This is a genomic window from Chryseobacterium artocarpi, from assembly GCF_001684975.1.
Classification (GTDB): domain Bacteria; phylum Bacteroidota; class Bacteroidia; order Flavobacteriales; family Weeksellaceae; genus Chryseobacterium; species Chryseobacterium artocarpi.
Genome location: NZ_MAYH01000045.1, coordinates 154737 through 170233, shown reverse-complemented (window position 1 = coordinate 170233; position 15497 = coordinate 154737). Strand labels below are relative to the sequence as shown.

The 15497-nt window shown below is 33.4% G+C and carries 17 protein-coding genes; 7 read left to right on the top strand and 10 right to left on the bottom strand.

Translation table 11 applies throughout. The annotated features are described in order from the left end of the window. Positions 1-214: 214 nt before the first annotated feature. Positions 215-742: a hypothetical protein gene (locus BBI01_RS15550; protein WP_083190126.1), complete on the bottom strand. Its 528-nt coding sequence runs from the start codon at positions 740-742 to the stop codon at positions 215-217. A gap of 169 nt (positions 743-911) precedes the next feature. Here BBI01_RS15550 and mnmA point away from each other — a divergent pair, with 169 nt between their 5' ends. From mnmA to BBI01_RS15530, 4 genes are all read left to right on the top strand, one after another. Continuing rightward, complete coding sequence (mnmA, locus tag BBI01_RS15545) at positions 912-2099, top strand: tRNA 2-thiouridine(34) synthase MnmA (RefSeq protein WP_065395568.1); 1188 nt, start codon at positions 912-914, stop codon at positions 2097-2099. A gap of 238 nt (positions 2100-2337) precedes the next feature. Next, complete coding sequence (locus BBI01_RS15540; RefSeq protein ID WP_065395567.1) at positions 2338-2547, top strand: hypothetical protein; 210 nt, start codon at positions 2338-2340, stop codon at positions 2545-2547. Between the two features lie 174 nt (positions 2548-2721). Continuing rightward, a complete protein-coding gene (locus BBI01_RS15535) occupies positions 2722-2928 on the top strand; it encodes a hypothetical protein (RefSeq protein WP_065395566.1) in 207 nt (68 codons plus the stop codon). Positions 2929-3091: 163 nt separating this feature from the next. Next, the gene (locus BBI01_RS15530; RefSeq protein ID WP_065395565.1) at positions 3092-4318 is read left to right on the top strand and encodes a DUF6051 family protein; all 1227 of its coding nucleotides are present in this window, start codon (positions 3092-3094) and stop codon (positions 4316-4318) included. An 85-nt stretch (positions 4319-4403) separates the two neighbouring features. On the opposite strand, the gene BBI01_RS15525 is transcribed toward BBI01_RS15530, so the two are convergent. The 6 genes from BBI01_RS15525 to BBI01_RS15500 form a co-directional block, all read right to left on the bottom strand. Then, positions 4404-5147, bottom strand: a complete 744-nt coding sequence (locus tag BBI01_RS15525; RefSeq protein ID WP_083190125.1) for a LytR/AlgR family response regulator transcription factor — start codon at positions 5145-5147, stop codon at positions 4404-4406. A 63-nt stretch (positions 5148-5210) separates the two neighbouring features. Further along, positions 5211-5483, bottom strand: a complete 273-nt coding sequence (locus tag BBI01_RS15520; RefSeq protein ID WP_065395564.1) for a 2TM domain-containing protein — start codon at positions 5481-5483, stop codon at positions 5211-5213. Between the two features lie 29 nt (positions 5484-5512). Beyond that, positions 5513-5803, bottom strand: a complete 291-nt coding sequence (locus tag BBI01_RS15515; RefSeq protein WP_065395563.1) for a 2TM domain-containing protein — start codon at positions 5801-5803, stop codon at positions 5513-5515. A gap of 310 nt (positions 5804-6113) precedes the next feature. Further along, positions 6114-6683: a methyltransferase family protein gene (locus tag BBI01_RS15510; RefSeq protein ID WP_065395562.1), complete on the bottom strand. Its 570-nt coding sequence runs from the start codon at positions 6681-6683 to the stop codon at positions 6114-6116. Between the two features lie 38 nt (positions 6684-6721). Continuing rightward, a complete protein-coding gene (locus tag BBI01_RS15505; protein ID WP_228394017.1) occupies positions 6722-7036 on the bottom strand; it encodes a 2TM domain-containing protein in 315 nt (104 codons plus the stop codon). Beyond that, positions 7020-8351: a 2TM domain-containing protein gene (locus BBI01_RS15500; protein WP_065395561.1), complete on the bottom strand. Its 1332-nt coding sequence runs from the start codon at positions 8349-8351 to the stop codon at positions 7020-7022. The genes BBI01_RS15505 and BBI01_RS15500 overlap by 17 nt, the downstream gene beginning before the upstream one ends. Before the next feature lie 297 nt (positions 8352-8648). On the opposite strand from BBI01_RS15500, the gene BBI01_RS22855 reads away from it, so the two are divergent. After that, on the top strand, positions 8649-8822 hold the full coding sequence (locus tag BBI01_RS22855; RefSeq protein WP_165602261.1) for a hypothetical protein: 174 nt from the start codon (positions 8649-8651) through the stop codon (positions 8820-8822). Between the two features lie 104 nt (positions 8823-8926). On the opposite strand, the gene BBI01_RS15495 is transcribed toward BBI01_RS22855, so the two are convergent. Together BBI01_RS15495 and BBI01_RS15490 are read right to left on the bottom strand one after the other, a co-directional pair. Beyond that, a complete protein-coding gene (locus BBI01_RS15495; RefSeq protein ID WP_065395560.1) occupies positions 8927-9586 on the bottom strand; it encodes a hypothetical protein in 660 nt (219 codons plus the stop codon). 51 nt (positions 9587-9637) lie between these two features. After that, positions 9638-11887 (bottom strand): TonB-dependent receptor, encoded by a 2250-nt coding sequence (locus tag BBI01_RS15490; RefSeq protein WP_065395559.1) that lies wholly within the window; start codon positions 11885-11887, stop codon positions 9638-9640. A gap of 322 nt (positions 11888-12209) precedes the next feature. Here BBI01_RS15490 and BBI01_RS15485 point away from each other — a divergent pair, with 322 nt between their 5' ends. Further along, complete coding sequence (locus tag BBI01_RS15485; RefSeq protein ID WP_065395558.1) at positions 12210-12713, top strand: superoxide dismutase family protein; 504 nt, start codon at positions 12210-12212, stop codon at positions 12711-12713. A 52-nt stretch (positions 12714-12765) separates the two neighbouring features. On the opposite strand, the gene BBI01_RS15480 is transcribed toward BBI01_RS15485, so the two are convergent. Beyond that, positions 12766-14895 (bottom strand): carboxy terminal-processing peptidase, encoded by a 2130-nt coding sequence (locus tag BBI01_RS15480; RefSeq protein ID WP_065395557.1) that lies wholly within the window; start codon positions 14893-14895, stop codon positions 12766-12768. A gap of 336 nt (positions 14896-15231) precedes the next feature. Here BBI01_RS15480 and BBI01_RS22570 point away from each other — a divergent pair, with 336 nt between their 5' ends. Beyond that, on the top strand, positions 15232-15402 hold the full coding sequence (locus BBI01_RS22570) for a lmo0937 family membrane protein (RefSeq protein ID WP_123862156.1): 171 nt from the start codon (positions 15232-15234) through the stop codon (positions 15400-15402). Positions 15403-15497 lie beyond the last annotated feature (95 nt).

Sequence of the window (15497 nt, the reverse complement as noted above, 5' to 3'; positions counted from 1 at the left end):
TTGCTTTAATAAGTTTTGGCTAAAGCCAATTTGATGTTATCTTTTTGTAAGATGGGCTAAAGCCCATCCCTATTGAATATTAATATTATTGTGTCTAAAATTATCTGCGTCAATCCGAAAAATCTGCGAGATTATATTTAAATAAATAATAATATTCAAAGATTTTGCCTGCAATACAATTTAATGCTGCTGAGCTATTCAACAGATATAACTATTAAAGTCCCACCACAAATCCTATATTCGGGACCAGACCGTTTGAGAATACACTAGAATTCTCTTTCCAAAGTACGTTATACATCAGACCAATCTGCATAAAGGAATTATTCCCGATTCTTTGCATATATCCTCCTCCAAGGTATAATGCATTTTCTTCTCTATTATATTTATAATCATAGTATTTATCATTATAATTGATAAAATAATGTTGAAAATTACCACTTAAATAAAAGGAACGTCCAATATAATAATTGACAAATGGTCCTATTCCAAACATGGTAGACCTGTAATAGTCTGAAGTCTGCCATGAAACACTTCCCACTGCCCCACCTTCAAGATCTTCGGTAATTCTGTATCCTACTCTTGGTGATGCCTGTAAATAAAAGGAACTGTTACTTCCAAATCCTAATCCGATTCCTCCACCGAAAGTCCATTTGTTATTTTCCTGTACGGGAGCACCTATTGAAACCTGGGAAAAAACTGATCCTGAGATCATCAGCATCATGGAAATAATAAACTTTTTCATATGTAAATACTTTATTTTGGTAATATTTTATGTCATCAATATGATGATTATAGTTAATATCGTTTTTATCGATGTTTAAAATTATGGTTTTTTTACGAATATATTTAGTTGTATTTTTGCCGGGTCAAACTAAGAACTCCCGTTAAGAGTTTCGTAAAATTGAAATATAATGAAAATAGTAGTTGGTCTTTCTGGAGGTGTAGACTCCAGTGTCACAGCATATTTGCTACAACAGCAAGGTCATGAAGTAGTGGCTTTGTTCATGAGAAACTGGAACGACGCTTCCGTAACATTAGAAGATGAATGTCCGTGGATTGAGGACAGTAATGATGCCCTGATGGTAGCTCAAAAACTAGGAATTCCTTTCCAGGTCATCGATATGAGCGAACTTTACAAGGAACGTATTGTAGATTATATGTTTGCCGAGTATGAAAAAGGAAGAACACCCAATCCTGATGTTTTGTGTAACAGAGAAGTAAAATTCGATGTTTTCATGAAAACAGCAATGTCTTTAGGAGCCGATAAGGCAGCTACAGGACATTATGCAAGGGTAAACTCAACTTTTGATGAGAATGGTAAGGAAATATTCCATTTGCTTGCAGGAAAAGATAACAATAAAGACCAGTCTTATTTCCTTTGCCAATTGAGCCAGGATCAGCTTTCAAAAGCTTTATTTCCTATCGGAGAATTAACAAAACCTCAGGTAAGAGAAATTGCAAAAGAAATCGGATTGGTAACGGCTGATAAAAAAGATTCTCAGGGATTATGTTTTATCGGGAAAGTAAGTCTTCCACAGTTTTTACAGCAACAATTAAAGCCAAATGAAGGAGAAATTGTAGAAATTTTCAAAGATTCTCCATTATTTGCTGAAGAACAACCTGCTTTTTCATCTAAAGAAGAAGAACTTGAATTCCTTTCAAGAAAAATCAACTATAAAAAAGCCGATGGAAAAGTAATAGGAAAGCATCAAGGTGCTCAGTTTTTCACTATCGGACAAAGTAAAGGCTTAGGAATAGGCGGGCACAAAGAAAGCTGTTTTATTGTCTCCAGAGATATGGAAAACAATATTCTTTTTGTAGGAGAAGGAAGTCATTTCCCAGGGCTTTACAAGAAAGCTTTAAAGATTGATAATTCTGAACTTCATTGGGTTCGTGAGGATCTTAAACTTCAGAATGGAGAATCTATGGAGGTAATGGCTAGATTCAGATACAGACAGCCTTTGCAGAAAGCAACACTTCATCAGTTTGAAAATGCTTTTTATGTTGAATTCGAAGAAGCTCAGTCTGCGATTGCTGAAGGACAGTTTGCATCATGGTATATAGATGAGGAACTTATCGGAAGTGGTGTAATTTCGTAGGAGATCCTTGTTATTGGGTACGTGTTTCGAGATACGTGATACTGATGACAAAATTTAGAAATGGTTATTCACTACACCAGAAGTCAGACAAAAATTAAAAATCATACTTTGATATTATAAAGCCCGAAACAACTTTTGTTTCGGGTTTGTTTTTTGAAATAAAACTTTTTTGAAAATATTTTGTAACGTATTCTAAATTGTCATACTTACTGGGTAAATAACAATAAAAAATATCATTATGAAAACTTCATCTTCAAACAATCAATATGCATATGCCAACAATATTCTGATCGCTATAGTATCTGCCGTTTTTGGTTACAATCTCTATCAGGCAATTGTACATCCGGCAGAATCCAATATTGGTCTGAGCCTTATCCTGGTGGTTCTTACCTCCATTATGGTCAGAAAATACGGCTATAAGCAAGTAAAAGATAAAGAAAACAATTAATTATATTATCTTATATAAAGCCCCGAAGCATTTTGTTTCGGGTTTTTTATTGAGCTTCTACTGTATAGTTCATCACAATAAATAATCGTTTTACATGATTAAAAATTTAAAGTTTTTTCTGTAACGTATTCTGAATTATCATACTTACTGTATAAACAACAAAAAAATATCATTATGAAAACTTCAACTTCTAGTAATCAGTATGCATCAGCCAATAATGTATTGATCTTTTTAGTTTCTATGCTTTTGGGCTATAATATTTATCAGGAAATTTATCATCCTGAAAAATCAGACTTCCTTTTATGTGTCGTTTTGCTGGCTCTTACTTCTGTTATGGTAAAGAAATACGGAACTAAAACTGATCAGAAAAACGAAAAATAAACATCAATATCTAATCATCATATGAACCTGAAACAAATTTGTTTTGGGTTTTTATTTTAATTAATCTTATGCCTGGAATATATTTAGGCTCTTAAATTCAACTCTTTACAGCAATAATTACATAACTTGATTGTTCTAAATGTGAACCCTCAATTATCTTGCTATGGAATATTATGAATTGTATGAAGTTTTGAAAGATCATTTTGATTCCGGAAAAAATATTGTGGAGATCGAAAGCCTAAATTTAACCATTGAATCTATTCCTTTTGAGTCTAAAGTTTCAGATCTTCTTCATGGTTCCAAAAATCTGGATTGTCCGAAACATCATCAGTCATTGGAAATTAATGAAAGCGCCTATTTAGTATACCATCAGCCATCCGTAGACATTAAAGATTCTGATATTGAGTGTAATAAAAATTTTGAATATCATATACTGAAAAGAGCTGATGTGGAAACAACAAAAGATTGCATTATCTTTTTTCATGGGTTGAATGAAAAGAAATGGGACAAATATCTTCCTTGGGCATATGAATTGACTCAGAAAACCCACAAAGCTATTATTCTCTTTCCTATTGCCTTTCATATGGATCGGGCAGAATCAATCTGGAGTGATCGTCATCATATGATGGAAATCGTAAAGTTCAGAAAGGGCAAGTATCCTGAAAACACTCATTTTTCTTATGTAAATGCCGCTATAAGCTCGAGACTGGAAGCTCACCCTCAAAGAATGTTTTGGTCCGGATTACAGACGTATTCTGACATTATTGAAATAGTAAAAGAAATCAGAGAGGGTAAGATCAAAAGTATTTCTTCAGAGGCACGTTTGGATCTTTTTGGCTATTCCATTGGCTCATTTTTGTCTATGATCATTAAAATGGCGGATCCGCATGGTTTTTTCACCCAGTCTAAAGTTTTTTGCTTCTGCGGAGGAATGACTATTGATCGTATGTTTCCTATCTCCAAATACATTATGGATTCTCAGGCTACCATTAAAATGCAATCAGTTTTCACAGAGTTATTGAGTTCAGATTTTAAATTTGACAACAGATTAAAGCATTATCAGGATGATGATCTGCATCCACAGGAAAGTTGGTTCAAAAAAATGCTCCGCTACAATTATTTTCAAAACGAAAGAGAAAAAAGGATCAAAGAGATCCATTCTCAGATAAAAGCTTATGTTTTGGAAAAAGATTCTGTGGCTCCTCCAATGGAAGCTTTAAATACTCTTCAAGGCGGTTACAGGAACATCAATGTAGAAGTGGAAATAAAGGATTTTCCATTCGATTATTCGCATATGGTTCCGTTTCCTCTTACCCATAAGCATAAAAAAGAAGTGACAGAGGCTTTCCAACATTTTGTGAAGTCTGCCAGTGATTTTTATACTCAATAATGCTCAGGAAAAAATGGTGAGAAAGAGTTTAAAAAGAAATAATACAAGGTCCATGGTTGTGATTTTTAGTTTTAAATAGTTTAATTTAACTTACCAGCCAGTCTTTGAAATCTTTGACACGATCTCTGCTAACTGTAATTTCTTCTTCCGGTTGGAAGTTGAGTTCTACTTTGTAATACGGTGAAGTGTGGATGTTTTTGATATAATCCGAATTGATAATAAACTGTCTGTTTACCCTGAAGAATTTTTTTTCATCCAAAGTCTCCACAAGTTCATCTAATGTAAAATCCGACGGATAAATCCTGTCTTCAGTCTGAAGATAAACGATCTTATTTTCACTGAAAAAACAGCTTATTTCATGGGTTTGGACGATCTTCAGATTATACCCGATTTTTACCAAAACTCTGGACAGAATAGATTTCTCTTTTCTGATAAGCTGCTTGATATCCTGTGAACCTATAGTATCTCCTGAAGGAATAAAGGATTTAAATTTTTCTACAGCTCCAGAAAGATCTTCTTCAAGTATTGGTTTCAGAAGATAATCAATACTATTTAATTTAAAGGCTTTTAGGGTATACTGATCAAACGCTGTTGTGTAAATGATAAAACCCTTGGTAGGTACTTTTTCAAAGATATCAAATGACAGTCCGTCACCCAGAACAATATCCGAAAAGATAAGCTGTGGATGTTCGTTTTCAGAAAACCAGGCAATGCCCTCTTCCACTGATTCTATTTTTGCAATCAATTCTATATCAGGAAAGTTACTTAACATTCTCTCCAATTTCCTTGAAGCAGGTTTTTCGTCTTCGATAATGACTGTTTTAATCATCTTTGGTTATCGTTTTATAGTGTTTAAATTCAGAAAATAAAATTAGATAAAAACAGGCAGATTTTATAAATCAATCATTTTTTTATTTTTATCCTCCTCTTTTTCTATGATTTTTCTTTCCCACTCATCATTAAATACAAACAGGGATATTGCTTTTACAACAAGAATCAATGCCCAGACAGTCAATATAAAGTGTCCGCTCAATACATTATAGTGAAACCCTTCTCTTATCAAATCATTTCCGATAACGATTCCTGTAATGATCCCAAACCACATAAGGTTTTTATAGAATTTCTTTAATTGTTGAACTCTGTTGTTTGTGTTGTTATAATTCATGATATTTTGTTTTTAGTAGTTTATAATTATTAAAGTGTTTTAATTTTTCTTTTTTCTTCCTCCATTAGTTCTTTGATCTTGTTTTCTTCCCATCTTTTCCCAATTCCGAAAATATTCACTGCATGAAAAGCGATTCCTATTCCCCATCCAAGCATCGGCCATAAAAACCATAAGTATCCGGGTGCTGTCATCAGATTCAATATTGCTAAAAAAGGAATAACGATACAGAAAGAAGTAAGGTTTCCGTAAAATTCTTTGAGTTCTTTTACTCTTTTTGAAGCTCTTTCGTAAGCTGTCGTTTCTTTAGTATAAGTTTCCATAATTTTTATTTTAAAGAGTTAATTTGTTTTTTCTTGAGTCAAAGGTATGGCAGCAACAAGCCTCAAATCAACTTTATATTACTGAGTGGTAGATAATGCTAACTGAATGGTAAAAATTCCGGAATAATAGATTTTATGGATGGAGATTCTTATTGTTAGAGTACATAAAGCAGTATAATAACATCCTATTTTAAGATGTGATAAAACCAGAGATTTTCAGTTAATTAACCACAATTTTTACGACTAATGCACAAATAAAATTATTCGTGCATTAGTGGCTATTTAAAACTGATTATATGTGTGAGGAAATTTAGTAAATAAACGGAATGAGCTTTTTCGTTGTTTTTCTGTATTTGATGTATTCGTCACCAAATTGCTCTATTAAAGCCTGCTCTTCGATTTTAATCCTGTAAGCAAAGGCTAAAAATGGTGGCACAAAAGCAAAAATTAGTGACAACCAGTTATTGAGATATAGCCCAAGCCCCAATGAAGTAAGTAAAGAAAACGCATAGGATGGATGTCTCAAATATTTGTAAAAACCTTCTTTTTTAATCTTATGATCCTGCTTAATGGTAACATCTACCGTAAAGTATTTTCCAAGCGATCTGATAATGATAAACCTGAAAATAATGCCTATAAGAATGAGTGCTTCTCCTACATAATAAATCCAGATATGAAGGATTATCGGCAGTGAAGAAATATTGGAGACGGTAACTGCTGCTGCAATGGAGAAAGGAATTGCCAGCCAAAGAATATTCAATGTAGATTTATCTTTGTCTCTTTTATCTTCTTTGCCGGATTTGAGCATGTTTTTATAAAGAAATTCACTAAGAAACCATGCCACCATAGAGATTAAAAACAGCGTGTGTAAAGCATTCATTGGATTGATATTTAGTGTTAGACGAATGATGAAACTTTTTACAACTTCTCTGAATGATCTTTTTCCATCAGTTCACGAATCTTCTTCTCTTCCCATCTTTGTAAATAACCATTTTTGGATAAAAGAACTACAGCTGCATGTGCAAGAAGCCCAATTCCCCAGAATGTAGCCGTGAAAAAGTTTTTGAACTGAAAATAGCTTTCACCAGGCTTTAGATGAGTATAATTGTAATAGACAATCATCAGATTTACTATAACATACACAAATAGATGAGCATAGAAACTTCTTAATCTTTCTACCTGTCTTTTTGCTTTCTGATATTCAATATCGTTTTCATCAAATGTTTCCATCATTTCTATTTTTTTGTTTGTTCATAATTTCACGAATCTTCTTTTCCTGCCATGATTCTCCGACTCCAAAAACCTGAAAGGCATGTGAAGCCAATCCTATTCCCCAGCCAAATACCGGGAACCAAAACCAATGAAAAGAGCTTCTTGTAAAAAGGTTAATAAAGATCAAAAAAGGAATTACTATACAATAAGAAATCAGATTCATATAGAAATCTTTAAGCTCTTTCACTCGCTTTTGTGCCTTTTTGTAGCTCTTATGATTTTCATCTGGTTCTGCACTGACAATATTAGGTTTATTAAGCAGCATCGGAAGCTTTACTTTAAAATAATCTTCAGATTTTTCAATAAAGACATTCTTCTTTGTAAGCAGTGAATATCGTTGTACAATATTGGCAAGACCAATTCCTGAGCTTTCTTTAATCTGCTCTCTTACCTGCAGATTATTTTCAATACAAAGCACATCATGTTCTGAAAATATTCTGATGACCAAAGGCTTTGAAGAAGTCGCAAAATTATGCTTGATGCAGTTTTCCAAAAGAAGCTGTAATGATAATGGAACTACATATTTCCTATAGTCTTCTTTATTAACATCAAAAATAAAATCTACACTGTCTTCGAACCTAGTTTTTAAAAGATCGCAATAGGTTTTGGCAAATTCCATTTCATCTTCCACGGTTACTAGCTCTTTATCTTTCTGTTCAAGTACATAACGGTAAATCTTTGACATTGAAGCGGTAAACTTCTGTGCCTGATTTGGATTTTCATCAATCAATGAGCTTAAAACATTGAGAGAGTTAAAAAGAAAATGTGGATCCAGCTGGTTTTTTAAACTTTCAAACTGAGCATTGGCAGATTTGGCAATAAGCTTCTGCTCCACTACTTCTTTTTTGGATGCCTTCTTTAATTCTTGCATAAATCCTTTCGCATGTAAGAATGCTGAAATGAGCAAAGCAATGTTAATGGTAAACCAATTGGTAATATTATATTTTCCCGCCAGAAACTCTTCTGTAGTACTTGCTTTCTGAATCAGGACGAAATTGATATAATTACAAAAGTATACCAGTATAATATTCGCGATAACAATAGAAACTATACTGATAACAGCTCTTTTAGAGGTTTCTTCTGACCAGGGAAATCTTTTATTGAGAAAGCTGTTAATTAATCCATTTCCGCCTCCTAATACTATGGTATAGATCAGAGAAATAAGTATTGTATAAATAAAATTTTCAAGGCTCTTTTCTGATGTAAATGCAAAAAAGAAAAACATAGAGACTATGAATGAGATGACAAACAGCGTTATAATATCCTTACGTTTCATGATTCGTTTTCTTGAGTCAAAATTAGCTTTTATTAAAGGTATCAAAAATTATTTCTTACCGAGCGGTTGCTTTTTATCTCTGAATGGTATCATAGATGAATTTGTTTTGATTTAAATCAATTTTAAAAATTAACAAATTCATTAAAAACAGTTATTTTAAATAAATAATAAACTACAAAATAAACAATTAGATGAACATAATTTGTATAAAATCAAGATTAATCGTAGATTAGTGAAATACAAATCAGCGTTATCCGAAAAGCTTAAAGAGTAGGAACTATCAAAAAACAAACTAAAATGAAAACATCAAAAAAAATGATTGGCTTAAAAAGCTTATCCAGAGAAGACCAAAAGAAAATCGGAGGTGGTAAATTACCTGTAAAAGACCCTTGGAATGATGATGGATGCGGATGGACTATGTGCAGAAACCAGTTTGGAAGATGTACAGCATTCATTGAGCAATGTGTATAACCCCTTCTTTTATATAAAAAATTGAAAAAGTATCAGTAATGGTACTTTTTCTTTTTATTATTAAAATCACATAAAAAAACCTTCATTATCTGAAGGTTTTTGTATTATTTTGATGTTTCTGTTGGCAGACTTAGAAAATATTCTGCTTCTCCTCTTCCCCAGTTCGGATCTAATGTTGTTTTAGGTTTGTAAGCATTAAATTTTGTTATCGCTTCCTTGAACATTTCCAATCCCTTTGTTTTACTTCCACCAAACTGTTCAGGAGTAAAGTAAATATCTTCTGCTTTAATCAAAGCAATTCTTGGGTTAGCAGGATCTAGTTTCTGTGCAATATTAAGCTCTTCATTAGCTCTCATTCCATCTGTCATATACCTTTGCTGCGGATTTACCATCATTCTTAAAGAGTAAGCCATTTTTTTCAATAAACGAATCTCAGCATTATCAGCTCCTGCAAGATTCTGAGCCATACTTAAATGCTTTTCTGCCTGAGATGCCACCCCATCCAGATCCTGCATTTTACCATCTCTCATCATTACTCTTCCTTTCTGAATGTAAGAGAAGGCAGCATAGTAAGCCGGAAGCCACTGTGAGCTTTCCTTACTCCCTATTCTTTGAAAATCATTTGCTAAAGTCTGGAAATCTTCTGCTGTTTTACAGGTTTCAATTTTAGCAATTTTTTCGGACATAATTTTTTCATAATCTGACTGTGCAAAAGAAGTTAAGCTCATCAGAACTAAAGCAAAGCTTAAAAGATATTTTTTCATAATAATTGATTTTTAAAAATTAGTTTTTATCGTTTCCCGAAGGTATGTTTTTTATAAATTATTATTAATGGCATCATCCGTTTTGTCTACCCCGAAACTTATAAATGCTCCTATAAAGACAAAAGTATTAACTGGTGGGACAATTGCAGAACTTCTGGAGCCGTCCGCAGAAAAATTGTACCCATATACATTCTTTGATCCTAAAATATTACTGATACTCAATACAAATACAGGAAATGCCTTAGCATCTTTTTTACCGATATTCGGAAGATAATTGATACTGAAATTCAATGCATTGTAATCTTTCATCCTGCCTTCATTTCTGGTATAATTAATTGCATTTCCATTCTCAAATGTAGAAGCAATATCATAATAAGGACGCCCTTTTGCATAGGTATAAGATAAGTTTACCCCAAGTTTCCATTCCGGAATAAATCTTTTTGCTACTGCTGAAAGAGTATGTTCAGCCGCAAAACTTGGTTGCAGACTCACAGGGTAATTCAGGAAATCTCTTTTTGAATTCAGGTAAGAGTAACTGATCCAATAATCGATATTTTTAAATGTCTTTTTATTATCTCTCCAGAAAAACTCCACTCCTTTAGCATATCCGTATCCCTCATTATTTAAAGCAGTTTGAATCTGCTGATTCTGTTCTTTATCCGGTGTTACATTAAATGTTTTAATCAAACGGTCATACTTTTTATAAAAAGCCTCAAAACGTAAAGTTCTGCCCTCTGAAGCCCTCTGAACCTGAAAAATATAATGTTGGGATTTCTGGAATCCCAGATTTGCAGGACTGTTGATGTATTTGCTTTCCGGATTCTGATAAAAAAGACCATAAGCTAACGAAGTTGTCCAGTCTTTTGCAAGTCGGTAAGCAATAGCAAAACGAGGGGCAATATTGTTTTTATCTAAAAAAGAAGAATGTTCTGCTCTCACTCCTATTTTCGCAGATAAAGCATTACTGAAGCCAAGATCGGTTTCCACAAAAGCGGAAGAGATTAAGTCTTTATAATGTTTCTGAACTGCTTCAAAATTCAGGTTTTCATCGGTATTATTCAATTCAATTCCTCCTCTGACGGCACTTATTCTGTTTATTTTTCTTTCAATTACGGCTTTAAAATTCAGATAATTCCCATCTGTCAAAAGCTGAGTTTGATTGGATTCAAGATCATTAGTTTCCGTAGAAAAATGAAGATCTGATCTGTTGTAAGAGTAAGAACCGCCTACATTCAGGAGATATTTTCCAAATTTCTGCTTAAAAGATAGATTGTGAAAAGTATTTTTACCATTAAGTTTTACCAGACTGAAATCATATCCGGGCTCAAGGCTTTCTGATTTTACTCCCATTTTATTGGAGTTGAACATTCCGTAATATTTGAAAATACCACCTGATTTTGTTTTAAATCTGAAGTTCAGATCCCCGTTAAGTCCTTGCGGGGCTTCTGTAAAATCTGTATTAAAATTAAAAATTTTCTGCATCAGGCTTAAAAGAGAATAACCTGCTGTAGCACCATATGAGTAATTTTTATTGTCTCCCAGCTTTTGAAATCCGGCACTAAGGAAAATAGGTGAAATTCCGAAATTATAGGATGTTTCATCCGGAAGGTCAACACTTTCCAGCATTAATGCTCCAGAAAGAGCCTGCCCATACAACGCAGAATAACCACCACTGGAAAATATATTTCCTTTAAAAAGAGATGTATTGAACTGATCTCTCCCTGCAATCCCTGGAACAGAGTTGGAAAAATAATTATTGATAAGACTTCCGTCCATAAAGATCTTAGATTCTGTACCGGTACCTCCACGGATAAAAAGACCTTCCGTACCTCCTACTTTCTGTACTCCGGGAAGATAGGTCAATGCTGAAGAAATCTGTCCGTCTGCACCCGCCGTTGTATAAATATCAATGGGAGTAAGCAAAGCCGTTGCTCTTTTCTTATCACTAGCCTCAATAGAACCTGCAGAAACTACAACAGCATCAATCTCACTGATCTGTTCTTTAAGATCTATATTACCTAATAAAATATCCTGATTTTCAATGGTAATCGATTTTTGAATTTCTTCGTATTTCTGATGAGTAAAAGTGACAATACGGTTTCCCTTTTCTGAAGTTTCAAAGGAAAAATTTCCTTGCGAATCTGTAGTTGCCCCATCATAAGAATCCTTTAGAGTGACATTTACTTCACTTATTCCTTTATTCTTAAACATTACCCTTCCGGAGAATTTTATTTGAGCATTCCCCATCATAAAGGCTGTAAATGCAATGAGAAAGAATATTTTATAGACCTGAGCTTTCATGATTGTTATTTTATGGATCAAAAGTAACACGTCCAATACCCTTCTGTAAAAAAATAATTACTGAAGGGCATTGTTTTGTTACTGAATGGGAAATTAATGAATAGGAATGCAGAAATCCAATTATACATCTTTAACATTTTCCAAAAATTAGCAATTTTAACGTACTTCTATTATGGATATTAAACTCACAGGTTTTGAGTGAAAAAGAGCAGAAATAATAGTTTACTATTTAAAATCCGTTCTAAAAAAAGACTGGAATCATAAAGCGCTTTGGAAAAACTTTTTTAAATTTATCCTAAATATTACTATAAATCATTTAAAAATGAAAGTACAAACACTAGCATTATTGGCAGGATGTGCATTTTTAGCTGCTTCATGCGGAACAACAAAAACGTACTCTGTAAACGCCAAAAGCGGAACTCAAACAGGAGGAACAGCAAAGTTTACCCAACAAGGGAATGATGTCATCATGAAACTAAATGTAACTAACCTTACTCCTGGAATCCATGCAGTACACATTCATGAAAAAGGAGACTGCTCTGCAGCAGACGGAACATCTACAGGCGGACACTGGAACCCATCTAAGAACGACCATGGAAAATGGGGAGCTGAGCATTTCCATATGGGAGATATAGGAAATTTAGTAGCCGATCAGAACGGAGTTGCAACTCTTACATTCAAGACGGATAAATGGTGTCTTGGATGTACAGACGAATCTAAAAACATTATCGGTAAAGGGCTTATTATACATGCCGCAGCCGATGATTTCCATACTCAGCCTACAGGAAATGCAGGTGGAAGAGTGGGATGTGTAGAAATTAAGTAATCCATTTATTCAATAAAAAAACCGATAATTTTCATTATCGGTTTTTTTATGTTTATGATTTTACTCCCATATCTGATACAATATTCATTGCTTCCTGCAGGTAAAGATCTTTTTTCAGATTCTTGATCCACATTTCAGATTTCTTTTTGAAAGCTTCATCTTTTTTCTCTCTTTCTACTTCCGCTGGATACATGATAAACTGAAGTCCGTTTTCAAATTTCGTAAGTACTTTGAATTTTTCGATCTGAGATTTTCTGTGCTTCATCAGCTCATTAAACTTATTAATATTCAAAGTAATATTTTCTTCTTTATCCAGTTTCTCTCTCCATTGAGCAGATTCCAGTAAAAGCTGGTAATTGCTGTTTTTAGCCATTCTGTCTGCGCTTGCTTTTTCAAGAGCCTGAATGTTGAAATAATTCAGTTTTTCAAATTTTGTAGATGGAATTTTATCCCAAGCTAAAGCAAAATCATCATAACGCTCTCCTACTTCCGCGTAAGTAAAGAAGTCTTTCATCTGAATATCGGAAACAATTCCTTTTCTCTGTGTAGATTCTCCTGTAATTCTGTAGAACTTCTGAATCGTTAGTTTTAAAGATCCAAAATCATCTTCTGTATTCAGGAATCTGTTCAGATCAACAAAAGTCTGTACCGTACCCTTTCCGAATGACTGTGGAGACCCGATGATCATTGCTCTTCCGTAATCCTGCATTACCCCTGCCAAGATCTCAGATGCAGAAGCAGAAAGTTCGTTTTGCATAATCACTAGCGGACCAGTCCAGATCGGAGCCTCGTATTTGTTCTTTAGAGTCTGTATTTTTCCATTTCCGTCTTTCACCTGTACATAAGGTCCGGCATCCATGAAAAGCCCCATAATATCACCTACTTCCGTTAGAGAACCTCCTCCGTTATTTCTCAGGTCAAGAACGATTCCTTCAATATTCTGAGATTTAAGCTTAATGATTTCGTTTTTAATATCATCAGAAGCATTTCTTCCTTTTGAATTTTCAAAATCTGCGTTAAAGCTTGGAAGGTTGATAAATCCATATTTTTTCCCGTTCGGTGCGTTTACTACAATACTTCTTGCAAAAGTATCTTCGATTGCTACCTCTTCACGAACCATTGTTACATCTTTAATACTACCATCTTTTTTCTGAACGGTTAGGGTAACAGGAGTTCCTTTTTCACCTCTGATCAATCTTACGGCTTCATCAGAAAGCATTCCTACAACGTTTACCGCATCATCTTTCGGCTTTGATCTTACTTTTAAGATCTTATCTCCTTCTGAAAGCTGCTTGGATTTCCATGCCGGTGCTCCAATAGTCAATGCTCCAAGGTAAAGATTTCCTTTTTTCTCCTGAATGATTGCTCCGATTCCGATTACTTTTCCTGTAAACTGAGTATCAAAGTCTTCTTTATCTTTAGGAGAATAATAGTTGGTATGTGGATCAAATACTTCTGTATAAGCATTCATATACACGGTAAACCAATCCATTTTCTTTCTCTTTTTGAATCTGGTAAAGGTATCTTTTACAAGGTCTTTTACTTCATCAGTAGCCTTTTTGATCTTCTCATCCTGAGTAAGAACTTTTAGCTTGATGGTATCTTTTAATTTGTATTTCTGAACAGAATCTTTCTTCTCTTTTTGAAATTCTTCTTTGCTGTTCATCGACTCAATTTCCTGAAGGATATTGTATTTGATGAATTTTTTCCATTCGTTATACTGTTCCTGCTTGTTCGCAGGTACTTTTTTTAGTTTTGGTTCCAAGGTAAGCGTTTCATCTTCCTGAAGGTTGATTGGCTTACTGAAAATGTCCTGAGTAATCTTATCAATCTCGTCTACTCTTTGGTAAAGTCTGTCGATCGTTAATTTATAGAATGTAAGGTCACCCTGGTTGATATAATCATCAAGTTTTGTTTCATGCTTACTAAATTCATCCATATCAGATTGCAGGAAATATCTTTTAGCAGGATCTACCAACTCGAAATAATGCTTATAAACATCCTTAGAATAAGCATCATTGATAGACTTCGGACTATAATGCAGGTAAGAAAGTGTGTTTTTTACGCTCACCATTATCGTCTGCATTTTTTCATCATCGTTCTTTGGCGAGTTGAAGCAAAACATTAGACTGGTTAATGGAATCAGGAGTAAAAATTTATTCAGTTTGAAATTTTTCCACATAAACTGTCTTTATTTATTAATTTTTTGAAAAATAAGTATTGTAATAAGTAGCAATAATTTGCAGACTGTTACAAACGATCAAATTTAATACCTTATTTACAAATATCGCACAGTTTTAAGTATTTTTATTCAAAGCGATAGGATACAATTCGTTTTTTACATTTTCAAATATAAAAATCTACAGCAAAAAAGGGAGTTATTTCTAAATTGTTAAAAATATTTTATAAAACAAAATGTTTTCATAAAAAATCATAAATAGACATTATAAAACATGACTTAACATTATAAAGGCATAAAATATGCTAATATTTAATCAAATCACTAAAATTTATTATTATGAAAAGCTTATTATGGTTAGTTGCAGCCATTTGCATTGTTGTATGGCTACTAGGAATGTTAGGAATTGTACCAGGAATCAGTACAGGTTATTTAATTCATATTTTATTGGTAATAGCTATTATAGTTATTCTTTATAACATCATTACCGGAAGAAAACCCCTTGAATAATTTATTGCCTATTTTTCGAAGTTAAATCAGTGAATAACAAGTCTGTTATTTTATTACGTCTTATTTTTGACTACATTTGATGTGTTGAAAATTCA

Excerpts from the sequence above, each read along its gene's own strand:
- BBI01_RS15525 (WP_083190125.1), bottom strand. The coding sequence starts at position 5,147 with ATGATTAAAACAGTCATTATCGAAGACGAAAAACCTGCTTCAAGGAAA.
- BBI01_RS15480 (WP_065395557.1), bottom strand. The coding sequence starts at position 14,895 with ATGTGGAAAAATTTCAAACTGAATAAATTTTTACTCCTGATTCCATTA.
- BBI01_RS22855 (WP_165602261.1), top strand. The coding sequence starts at position 8,649 with ATGAAAACATCAAAAAAAATGATTGGCTTAAAAAGCTTATCCAGAGAA.
- BBI01_RS22570 (WP_123862156.1), top strand. The coding sequence starts at position 15,232 with ATGAAAAGCTTATTATGGTTAGTTGCAGCCATTTGCATTGTTGTATGG.
- BBI01_RS15515 (WP_065395563.1), bottom strand. The coding sequence starts at position 5,803 with ATGGAAACTTATACTAAAGAAACGACAGCTTACGAAAGAGCTTCAAAA.
- BBI01_RS15510 (WP_065395562.1), bottom strand. The coding sequence starts at position 6,683 with ATGAATGCTTTACACACGCTGTTTTTAATCTCTATGGTGGCATGGTTT.
- BBI01_RS15530 (WP_065395565.1), top strand. The coding sequence starts at position 3,092 with ATGGAATATTATGAATTGTATGAAGTTTTGAAAGATCATTTTGATTCC.
- BBI01_RS15520 (WP_065395564.1), bottom strand. The coding sequence starts at position 5,483 with ATGAATTATAACAACACAAACAACAGAGTTCAACAATTAAAGAAATTC.
- BBI01_RS15490 (WP_065395559.1), bottom strand. The coding sequence starts at position 11,887 with ATGAAAGCTCAGGTCTATAAAATATTCTTTCTCATTGCATTTACAGCC.
- BBI01_RS15485 (WP_065395558.1), top strand. The coding sequence starts at position 12,210 with ATGAAAGTACAAACACTAGCATTATTGGCAGGATGTGCATTTTTAGCT.
- mnmA (WP_065395568.1), top strand. The coding sequence starts at position 912 with ATGAAAATAGTAGTTGGTCTTTCTGGAGGTGTAGACTCCAGTGTCACA.
- BBI01_RS15540 (WP_065395567.1), top strand. The coding sequence starts at position 2,338 with ATGAAAACTTCATCTTCAAACAATCAATATGCATATGCCAACAATATT.
- BBI01_RS15505 (WP_228394017.1), bottom strand. The coding sequence starts at position 7,036 with ATGATGGAAACATTTGATGAAAACGATATTGAATATCAGAAAGCAAAA.
- BBI01_RS15495 (WP_065395560.1), bottom strand. The coding sequence starts at position 9,586 with ATGAAAAAATATCTTTTAAGCTTTGCTTTAGTTCTGATGAGCTTAACT.
- BBI01_RS15500 (WP_065395561.1), bottom strand. The coding sequence starts at position 8,351 with ATGAAACGTAAGGATATTATAACGCTGTTTGTCATCTCATTCATAGTC.
- BBI01_RS15535 (WP_065395566.1), top strand. The coding sequence starts at position 2,722 with ATGAAAACTTCAACTTCTAGTAATCAGTATGCATCAGCCAATAATGTA.
- BBI01_RS15550 (WP_083190126.1), bottom strand. The coding sequence starts at position 742 with ATGAAAAAGTTTATTATTTCCATGATGCTGATGATCTCAGGATCAGTT.